Source organism: Streptomyces sp. NPDC089799 (genome assembly GCF_040684755.1).
Lineage (GTDB): Bacteria > Actinomycetota > Actinomycetes > Streptomycetales > Streptomycetaceae > Streptomyces.
Genome location: NZ_JBFBGR010000038.1, coordinates 64994 through 71992 on the forward strand (window position 1 = coordinate 64994; position 6999 = coordinate 71992).

General features: G+C 72.9%; 6 protein-coding genes and 1 pseudogene. All 7 read right to left on the minus strand.

Annotated features, from left to right (window positions below; genetic code table 11):
* Positions 1 to 105: 105 nt before the first annotated feature.
* Complete coding sequence (locus AB0O36_RS31050; RefSeq protein ID WP_365115937.1) at positions 106 to 930, minus strand: ATP-binding cassette domain-containing protein; 825 nt, start codon at positions 928 to 930, stop codon at positions 106 to 108.
* Complete coding sequence (locus AB0O36_RS31055) at positions 914 to 1945, minus strand: ABC transporter ATP-binding protein (protein WP_365115938.1); 1032 nt, start codon at positions 1943 to 1945, stop codon at positions 914 to 916. The genes AB0O36_RS31050 and AB0O36_RS31055 overlap by 17 nt, the downstream gene beginning before the upstream one ends.
* The gene (locus tag AB0O36_RS31060) at positions 1942 to 2796 is read right to left on the minus strand and encodes an ABC transporter permease (RefSeq protein WP_365115939.1); all 855 of its coding nucleotides are present in this window, start codon (positions 2794 to 2796) and stop codon (positions 1942 to 1944) included. The genes AB0O36_RS31055 and AB0O36_RS31060 overlap by 4 nt, the downstream gene beginning before the upstream one ends.
* Entirely contained in the window at positions 2793 to 3752 is a 960-nt protein-coding gene (locus AB0O36_RS31065) for an ABC transporter permease (protein WP_365115940.1), read from the minus strand. The genes AB0O36_RS31060 and AB0O36_RS31065 overlap by 4 nt, the downstream gene beginning before the upstream one ends.
* Positions 3749 to 5410: an ABC transporter substrate-binding protein gene (locus tag AB0O36_RS31070; RefSeq protein WP_365115942.1), complete on the minus strand. Its 1662-nt coding sequence runs from the start codon at positions 5408 to 5410 to the stop codon at positions 3749 to 3751. The genes AB0O36_RS31065 and AB0O36_RS31070 overlap by 4 nt, the downstream gene beginning before the upstream one ends.
* An 85-nt stretch (positions 5411 to 5495) precedes the next feature.
* Positions 5496 to 6509, minus strand: coding sequence for an agmatine deiminase family protein (locus tag AB0O36_RS31075; protein ID WP_365115944.1), 1014 nt, complete (start codon positions 6507 to 6509; stop codon positions 5496 to 5498).
* Positions 6510 to 6617: 108 nt separating this feature from the next.
* Positions 6618 to 6999: pseudogene (locus AB0O36_RS31080) on the minus strand (urease subunit alpha); the annotation flags it as partial.

Here is a 6999-nt window from a genome sequence, read left to right on the forward strand (position 1 = left end):
CCGGGCCGGGCCGAACCGGGCCGGCCGGGGCCGGGCGGCCCCCTGTGCCGCCCGCGCCCCCGCCTGCTCCCGGCCCACCCGCTCCCGGCCCGGCGGCGACACGGCCTAGAGGGCCCGCCGGGCCGCGGCGATCGCCTCCGGGTCCCACCCGGCCCGCGGTACGGACTCCAGCAGCAGCCGGGTGTACGGATGCCGGGGCGCGGCCAGCACCTCCTCCGTGGCACCCTGTTCCACCACCGCCCCGTGGCGCATCACGACGATCTCGTCGGTGACGCACCGGACGACCCCGAGGTCGTGGGTGATGAACAGGTACCCGATCCCGGTCTGCTCCCTGATGTCCGCCAGCAGGTTGAGGATCTGCGCCTGCACGGAGACGTCGAGGGCGGCGACCGCCTCGTCCAGGACCAGCACGGCCGGCTCGACGGCGAGGGCCCGGGCGATGGCCACCCGCTGGCGCTGCCCTCCGGACAGCTGCCGGGGCAGGGCGTCCGCGGCCCGGGTTCCCAGGCCCACCTGGTCGAGCAGTTCCCGTACGCGCGCCGCGTGGTCCGCGTCCGGGAAGTGCAGCCGGAGGGTCTCCCGCAGGGCCGCCTCGACACCGGTGCGCGGATCGAGCGAGAGGTAGGGGTCCTGGAAGACCATCTGGACCTCCCGGGCCCGGGCGAGCCGGGCGCCCCGGCCGCGGGTGCGGCCGGCCCGGGTCCGGCCGCGGACCAGGACCTCTCCCCCGTCGGCCCGTTCCAGGCCGACGACGATCCGGGCGGTGGTGGTCTTGCCCGAGCCGGACTCCCCGACGATGCCCAGGGATCCGCCCTCGGGGAGGACGAAGGACACGTCGTCCACCGCGTGGACGCTCCCGAAGGTGCGGCGCAGTCCCCTGACCTCCAGGACGTGCGGGCGGTCCCCGGTCCGGTCAGTGGTGCCGTGCATCGGCGGTGCTCCCTTCGAGCCGGTCGCTGTGGTGGCAGGCCGCCCGGTGGTCCGGCCGGTCCGGGGCCGCGGCCGGCAGCGGCGCCCGCTGGTCGCAGACCTCGGTGGCGAGCGGGCAGCGGACCGCGAAGGCGCAGCCGGGCAGCGGCTCCCGCAGGTCCGGCGGCTGCCCGTCGATGGCGGCGAGCCTGCCCCGGGGTCCGTCCATCCGCGGGGTGGAGGCCAGGAGCGCTGCCGTGTACGGGTGCCGGGGGCGCGCGAACAGGGCCTCGGCGGGCCCGCTCTCGGCGATCCGGCCGGCGTACATGACGTACACCCGGTCGCTGATGGCCGCGGCCAGGTCCAGGTCGTGGGTGACGAACAGCAGGCCGGTCCCGAACCGCTCGCGGAGCCCCGCCAGCAGGGCGATGACCTCGGCCTGGCTGGTGACGTCCAGGGCCGTGGTGGGTTCGTCGGCCAGCAGCAGCGCGGGATCGCCCATGAGGGCGGCCGCGATCACCACGCGCTGGAGCATGCCGCCGGAGACCTGGCCGGGGTACTTCCCCAGCACGGCTTCGTCCAGGCCCACCGCGGCCAGGAGGGCGGCGGCCCGGGCGGCGGCGTCCGCCCGGCTCATGGTCTTCGTCAGGGTGACGCTCTCGGTGAGGAAGTCACCGATGCGGCGCAGCGGGTTGACGGCGGCGCGCGGGTCCTGGAAGACCATGGCCGCGGTCGTGGCGCGTACGGCCCGCAGACCGGCGGCGTCCATGGTGAGGACGTCCCGGCCGGCGACCCGGACCTCCCCCTCGACGGTGGCACCGGGCGGCAGCAGCCGGAGGGCGCTGCGGGAGGTGAGGCTCTTGCCGGAGCCGGACTCCCCGACCAGGGCGACGGTCTCGCCGGCACCGACGGTCAGGTCGATGCCGTCCAGGACGGGCCGGGCGGTGCCGGGCAGGGTGATCCGCAGCCCCCGGATCTCCAGGGTGTGCTGCGGTTGCAGCGCCGGAGGGGTGTGCGGGATTCGCGGTTCTCTCATCGGGATCTCCTTGCCACCCGGTCGGCCCAGCGTTCCCCGACCACGTTGAAGGCGACCACGGTCAGCACGATGAAGGCGCAGGGCAGGATCGCGGACAGCGGGTACCCGTGCTGGATCGCGGTCTGTCCGTCGAAGACCATGCGGCCCCAGTCGGGGGTGAGCGCGGGGACGCCCAGCCCGAGGAACGACAGGCCGGCGAGGTCCATCAGGGCGTACCCGAAGTTGATGGTGGACTGGGCGAGGACCACGGGCGCGATGTTGGGCAGGATGTGGCGCAGGCAGATCTGCAGCGCCGAGTGGCCCTGGACCCGGTAGGCGCTGACGTACGGGCGGGCCCGTTCGGCCAGGACCAGTGAGCGGGTGAGTCGGCTGACGTAGGGCAGGTAGGCCACGGCGAGCGCCAGGACCGGCGCGAGGAGCCCTTCGCCGTACACCGAGATGATCAGGATCGCCAGCAGCATGCCGGGGAAGGCGAAGACCAGTTCCGTGCTGCGGGAGAGCACGGAGTCGAGCCAGCCGCCGCGCCAGGCCGCGGCGGTGCCGACGGCCACGCCGGCGAGGGTGGAGAAGACGACGACGCCCAGCGGTCCCAGCAGGGAGGTGCGCGCGCCGAGCAGCAGCCGGGAGAGGGTGTCCCGGCCGGCGGCGTCCACGCCGAGGGGGTGCTCGGCGGAGGGGGCTGCGAGGGCGGCACCCAGGTCGACGGTGTTGGGGTCGTGCGGTGCGAGCCAGGGCGCGAGCAGTGCGGCGAGGACCACGAGGCCGGCGAGCCCGAGGCAGACGAGGTGGAGCGGGGAGCCCGCGGCACGGATCCGGGCGAGGCCGGGGCGGCGGGTCAGGACGGCGGTCATACGGCGGCTCCCCTGGTGCCGAGGGTGACCCGGGGGTCGACCAGGGGCAGGGCCAGGTCCACGAGCAGGTTCACCACCATGAAGAGGGCGACGATGATCAGGGAGATCGCCTGGACGGTCGGGAAGTCCTTGGTGGTGGTGGACAGTTCGAGGAGCTGGCCGATGCCGCCGATGCTGAAGGCGGTCTCCACCAGGATGGTGCACACCAGCAGGGTGGAGACGATCAGGCCGCCGGTGGTCAGGACGGTGCCGAGGGAGTTGCGGAACACGTGGCGGCGGATGACCTGGCGTTCGGGGACGCCGCGGCTGCGGGCGACGGTGACGTGCTCGCTGTCCAGGGCGTCCAGCATGGCGGAGCGGGTGACCCGGGCCAGCATGCCGATCAGGTAGAGGGCCAGGGCGATCGCGGGCAGCGTGAGGTGCCAGACCTTGTCCGCGAACCCGTCGCCGGCGCCGCTGCTGGGGAACCAGCCGAGGTTGACGGCGAACAGGCCCTGCAGCATGACCGCCGCGACGAAGGACGGCGTCCCGACGGCGAAGGTGGTGCCGACCAGCACGGCCGAGTCGGTGGCGCCGCCGCGGACCGCGGAGAGGCGGCCGAGGAACAGGCCCGCGACGACCACCACGACCAGTGCCATGGCGATCAGCAGCAGGGTGGTGGGGAGCCGGTCGGCGAGGAGCCGGGAGACGTCGGTCCGGTAGGTGATGGAGCGGCCGAAGTCACCGTGCAGCACGTCCTGGAGCCATTGGAGGTACCGGACGAGGAACGGGTCGTCGAGGTGGTACCGGTCGTTGATCGCGGCGATGGCCTCCGGCGAGGCCGACCTTCCCGCGAGCAGGAAGCTCGCCGGGCTGCCCGGTGCCAGGTACATGGCCCCGAAGACCACGAACGAGGCGACGAACAGGGTGGCGGCCATCTCCGCCACCCGTCGTACGGCGAATACGGCGAAGCTCACTGCGCGGCCCCCACGGCGGCGGCCCACGGGTGGTACATGTAGGAGATCGTGGTGGGGGCGCCGGTGATCCGCTTGTTCAGGAACAGTGCGGTGGGCCATTCGGCGACGGGTATCCACAGCAACTGCTCGGCGGCGTGCCGCTGGAGCCTGGCCTCGATGTCCATCCGCGGCCCGGGCTGGTAGGCGGCGGTGGCCTCGTCGACCATCCGGTCGTAGGAGGGGTCGCTGTAGCCGGCGAAGTTCATGTACGCGCCGGTCTTGAAGTTCTGCAGCAGGTCGAGCGGGTCGGTGATCGAGTCGTAGTACGTGAGCGGGAACATGTCGATCCCCTCCCGTGCCTGCGGGTCGGTGAACAGCGCGGTGAAGGCGTTGGGGGCGATGGTCTTCAGCCGGATGTCCAGGCCGATCTGCGTGCCGGCCGCCTGGACGGCGGTCGCGAGCAGGGACACGTCCTGGCCGATGGAGCTGGTGGCGACGGTCAGGGTCTTGCCGGTGGCGCCGGCCTCCTTGACCAGGGCCCTGGCCTTCTCGATGTCCTGGGCGGTGGGCGGCAGGCCGTCGAAGGCGGTCTTGAGGGTCCGCTCGGGTGCGGCGGCCCAGGCGGCCCGGGTGGTGAGGGAGTTGGTGACGGTGCCGGCCCCGCCGAGCCCGGCCTTGACGAAGCCGGAGCGGTCCAGGGCCAGGGAGAGGGCGCGGCGGACGCGGACGTCGCCGAGCGGGCCCTTCATGTTGGTGACGTTGACGTTGACGGTGCTGAGGCCCTCGCCGAAGTAGAGGGTGCCGACGCCGCTGCCGCGCAGCCGGGCGTAGCTCTCGGTGGGGATCAGGTAGCCGCCGTCGATCTCCCCGCTGAGCATGGCGTTGGTGCGGGCGGAGGGGTCGGTGAGGAAGCGGAAGACCGCCTTCTTGGACTTGGCCTTGGTGCCCCAGTAGCCGTCGAAGCGTTCCAGTTCGACGGACTGGCCCTTGTTCCAGGTGCCGAGCTTGAAGGGGCCGGTGCAGGCGAGGCCGCCGCTGGTGCCGTAGTCCTTGCCTGCCTCCTCGACGCCGGCCTTGGAGGCGACGGCTCCTGCGGCCGTGGCCATGTACTGGGGGAACTGGGAGTCGGGCTTCTTGAGTTTGACGGTGACCTGGAGCGGGCCGGTCTTGGTGACGGATTCGACGTTCTGGAAGACCTGTGCCCAGGCGGCGGCGTTGTCCGGGTCCGTCTGCCGGCCGAGGCTGAAGACCACGTCGTCGGCGGTCATCTCCCGGCCGTCGTGGAAGCGCACGCCCTGGCGGAGGTCGTAGACCCAGGTGGTGGGGTCGGGGTTGGTCGCCTGCCGGGCGAGGCCGGGCTCCGTGGTGAGGGCCGGGGTCCAGCGCATCAGGCTCTCGCACACGTTGGACAGGATGGTGTTCTGCGGGTAGTCGAACGCCACCGTGTAGTCCAGGCTGGGCGGTTCGGCGTAGAGGGCCCAGGTGAAGGAGTCGATCTCACCGCGCGCCTCGGGTGTGGAGGCGGAGAGGCGGACGTCGGTGACGTTGCCGCCGCCGCCCGCGGGCGGGCCGGAGCAGGCGGCCAGCAGGGCGAAGGAGGTCAGGGCGGCGGCGGCCGCTGCTGCACGGTGGCCGCGCCGGCGGGGGCGTCTGTCCGTGCGGGGTGGGGAGGTGGTCATCGTCGCGCTCTCTTTTCCGTGAGGGATGCGGGGGGAGGAGCGGGCGGACCGCCGGGGCGGTCCGCCGTGAGCGGCTGTGGTCCGGTCATCCGGCGGCGGGGACCTGCTGGGTGATGCAGTGGACTCCGCCGCCGCCGAACGCGATGGCGAGGGCCCGCACTCCGACGACCTTGCGACCGGGGTACGCCGAGGCGATGACGGCGAGGGCGGCCTCGTCCTGGGGCAGCCCGGCCACCGGGACGACGACTCCGCCGTTGGCGACGTAGTAGTTCAGGTAGGAGACCTCGATCTGGCCCTCGGCGAGCTCGGTGAAGGCCGTCTGCGGGACGTCGATGATCTCCAGGCGGCGGCCCCGGGCGTCGGTCACGGCCTCCAGCACGGCGCGGTTGGCACGCATCCGGGCGTGGTCGGGGTGCGCCGGGTCGGAGGGCAGGGAGACGACGACCGTGCCGGGCGCGGCGAACGCGCAGACGCCGTCGACGTGGCCGTCGGTCTCGGTGTCGAGCAGTCCGCCGTAGGGCAGCCAGATGACCTTGGTGACGCCGAGCCGGGCCTTGAGCTCGGCCTCGATCTCCTCGCGGCTCATCCCCGGGTTGCGGTTGGGGTGGAGCAGGCACTGCTCGGTGGTGATCAGCGTGCCCTCGCCGTCGACCGTGATCGCGCCGCCTTCGAGGATCATGCCGGAGGCGATCCGGTCGACCCCGAGGTGGTCCAGCAGGAGTCCGCTGATGCGGTCGTCGGAGTCCCACGGGTGGTGCTTGCCGCCCCAGGCGTTGAAGCGGAAGTCCACGCCCGCCCGGTTGCCCTCCCCGTCGAGGACGAAGAGCGGGGCGGAGTCCCGGAACCAGGAGTCGTCGAGGGGCAGCTCGATGACGGTGACGCCGGTGGCGTCCTCCCCGATGTGGGCGCGGGCGTCCGCGCCGTGGCCGGGCGGGGCGACCATCGTGACGGGTTCGAACGCGGCGATGGCGCGGGCGACGTTGGCGTACTCCTCCTTCACGTCGTTCAGCACGCTGCCCCACAGGTCCGGGCGGGTGGGCCAGGCCATCAGACAGCCCTCGTGCTCGGACCACTCGGCGGGCATACGGTATTCAGCCATCAGGTGTCTCATTTCTTGCGTGGGCGGAGTCTTGCACTCGACTGAAAATTCAGTCAAGGGCGAAGGGTCGGAGAGTCCGGAAATCGGAGGATCCGGAGGCCGGAGGTGTCAGAGGAAGTAGAGGCGGTTGAGGGAGACCTGCTGCGCCGGTTCGGAGTGCAGCGGGTCGCCGTCCAGCGTCACCAGCCCGGTCCGGGCGTTCACCTGCACGTCCCCCAGTCGGGCGTTGCCGACCATGTCCTTCGGTCCGATGCCGCGGGTGCCGCGGACGGCGACCCGGCGGCGCCTGGTGGTCATCACGTCGTACGGGGCCCCGCGGGAGCCCGACTCGGCGGCGGCGCGGCTGACGAAGGCCACCGACAGGTCGGCCGGGGCCGCGCCGTGGGCGCCGAAGAGCGGGCCGAGGACGAGGGGCTCGCAGGTGTCGGTGGCGGCGTTGGGGTCGCCGGTGACGCCGTAGGCCGGGAAGCCCGACTTGAGGACGAGCTGG